General features: G+C 68.8%; 2 protein-coding genes and 1 tRNA gene. 2 read left to right on the top strand and 1 reads right to left on the bottom strand.

The genetic code is table 11. The features are described from left to right. Positions 1-52: 52 nt before the first annotated feature. Both ABQ292_RS26370 and ABQ292_RS26365 read left to right on the top strand, forming a co-directional pair. Positions 53-129: transfer RNA gene (locus tag ABQ292_RS26370), tRNA-Ile, on the top strand. A gap of 68 nt (positions 130-197) precedes the next feature. After that, on the top strand, positions 198-1118 hold the full coding sequence (locus ABQ292_RS26365) for a tyrosine-type recombinase/integrase (protein WP_369210665.1): 921 nt from the start codon (positions 198-200) through the stop codon (positions 1116-1118). Positions 1119-1401: 283 nt separating this feature from the next. Here ABQ292_RS26365 and ABQ292_RS26360 read toward each other — a convergent pair whose 3' ends face one another. Continuing rightward, a complete protein-coding gene (locus ABQ292_RS26360; protein ID WP_369210664.1) occupies positions 1402-1713 on the bottom strand; it encodes a hypothetical protein in 312 nt (103 codons plus the stop codon). Positions 1714-2133 lie beyond the last annotated feature (420 nt).

Genomic DNA, 2133 nt, shown 5'->3' with positions numbered 1-2133 from the left:
ACGTCGCGGACACCCGTGACCCGATGTCTGGCAGGCTGGACGGCACTCGTCAGGGGCGGTAGCTCAGCCGGTCAGAGCATGGGACTCATAATCCCTGGGTCGTGGGTTCGAGCCCCACCCGCCCCACCAGCAGGCAATACACGGGTACTCAGTCCCGCACAGCGCTCAAACAGCCGGGGATTGTGCCACGATGGTGCATGGCGCAAGCGCGCACCGCCCCCGTTGCCGTCGATGACCTGTCCGCCCTGCTGCCCGACTGGCGGACCCACCTGCGGGCCCGCAACGTCGCGCCGAGCACGATCGCGAGCTATCTCCGTGTCGGCGAGAACCTGCTGGCGTGGCTTACCGAGGCCGGGATGCCGACGACGGCGTCCGGTGTCGCGCGGGAGCACCTCGAGGGATTCCTGGCCGCGCTGACCGAGCGCGTCTCCCCCGCCACCGTCGCCAAGCACTACCGGTCAATGCAGCAGCTGTTCCGGTGGCTGGTCGAGGACGGCGAGATCACGCGCTCGCCGATGGAGCGGATGCGCCCGCCCGCGGTTCCCGAGCAGCCGGTCGACATCTTCAGCGACGACGAGCTGCGGGCCCTGCTGGGCACCTGCCGGGGCAACACCTTCGAGAACCGTCGCGACATGGCGATCCTGCGCATGTTGATCGACACCGGGATGCGCGCCGGCGAGCTGGCCGGGCTCAACCTCGAGGACCTCGACAGCGAGGCCAGCGTGGCGTTCGTGACGGGAAAGGGGCGCCGCGGCCGAGCGGTGCCCTACGGCGCGAAGACCGCCGACGCGTTGCGCCGGTACCTCCGTGCCCGCACACAGCATGCCCAGGCCGCCCTCACCGCGTTGTGGCTCGGGAAGAAGGGCAGGGTCACCGACTCCGGCGTTCGGCAGATCCTCGAGCGCCGGGCCGCCGAGGCCGGCGTCGCGAACGTCCACCCGCACCGGTTCCGACACACCTATGCCCACACCTGGCTGGCCAGCGGCGGCCAGGAGCAGGACTTGATGCGGCTGGCCGGTTGGCGATCACGGGAGATGGTCGGCCGGTACGCGGCCAGCGCCGCGGACGAGCGCGCCCGCGCCGCGTTCCACCGCGCGGCGCTCGGGGATCGGCTGTGAACAGCGACCAGTCACCCCACTCGCAACGGCCGAGGACCGGAGTTGACCAGACAGACCGAACGAAACTTCCTGCAATTTGATCTCGGCGGGGTTGGCCGCTATTGATCCGCGTTGAAAACCCAGGCTGAGCGGCCAGCGTGACGATGGCCGTGGATGGCCCAGGCGGGCTGCTGTCGAGGGTATTGAGGTTTTCTCACCAGGATTCGTCGTTCGTTACGGGTAGGCGATGCAACGCTGCAGGTCAGACCCATGCGCCAGCAGAGGAGCAAGTGCCGGCGAGCGGTCAGGCGGCCGGGCCCTTGTCCAGCGCCTCCCACGCGCATTGGCCGCACCTGGTGCCCGCGTACATCGGAGAGCCGCAGTCCGCGCACCGGGTCACTGCGGCCTGCACGGTCGGCCGGATCGACTCGGTGGTCTGTCGGATCGACTCCACGACGGAGCCCAGCATCTCCACCACCAGCACGCCGCCGCGGCCGGGCTGCCTGTGGCCCTCAAGAACCTTGGCGAGCAGACCGAGGATTTGATTTCGCTCGGCCAACGGCCACTCGACGGCCTCGGTCTGTTGGTTGCAGGCACAAAGGTGGGTAGCGTTCATGATCGGGTCCTCAGTCCTTCTCGGGAGGATCGGGGATCAAGGGCCCGCCCGGTGTTCGCCGCACCGGGCGGGCCCGTCTATGGTGGCCGACCACGGTGGTCACGACAAGAGCCGGAGCCACTATTTGCCACGGAGGCCCCACGCAGCGTGACTGGGGTCTCCTCACCCGGATTCGCCGTCCGCGGGAGGGCAGGAGGCGTCTCTGCAAGTCAGCGCCGTGAGTCGGCCGAGCGTCGAGTGCCTCCTGGCGGAGCTCGTTCCTAGGAGCCGCGCTGGAAGTCCCTGACGACTCGCTGCAGGCCTGGCCAGCGGCGTCGACTGCAGCCTTCAACGGGGTGCGGATTCCTGGTGAGAAAACCTCATTGGACGACGTTGATGGGCCCTGGTAGGTCAGGGGCTGGAATCCAAGCCGGACGAAGG

The organism is Geodermatophilus maliterrae, assembly GCF_041018925.1.
Classification (GTDB): domain Bacteria; phylum Actinomycetota; class Actinomycetes; order Mycobacteriales; family Geodermatophilaceae; genus Geodermatophilus; species Geodermatophilus maliterrae.
This window is presented reverse-complemented; position numbering and strand designations above follow the sequence as displayed.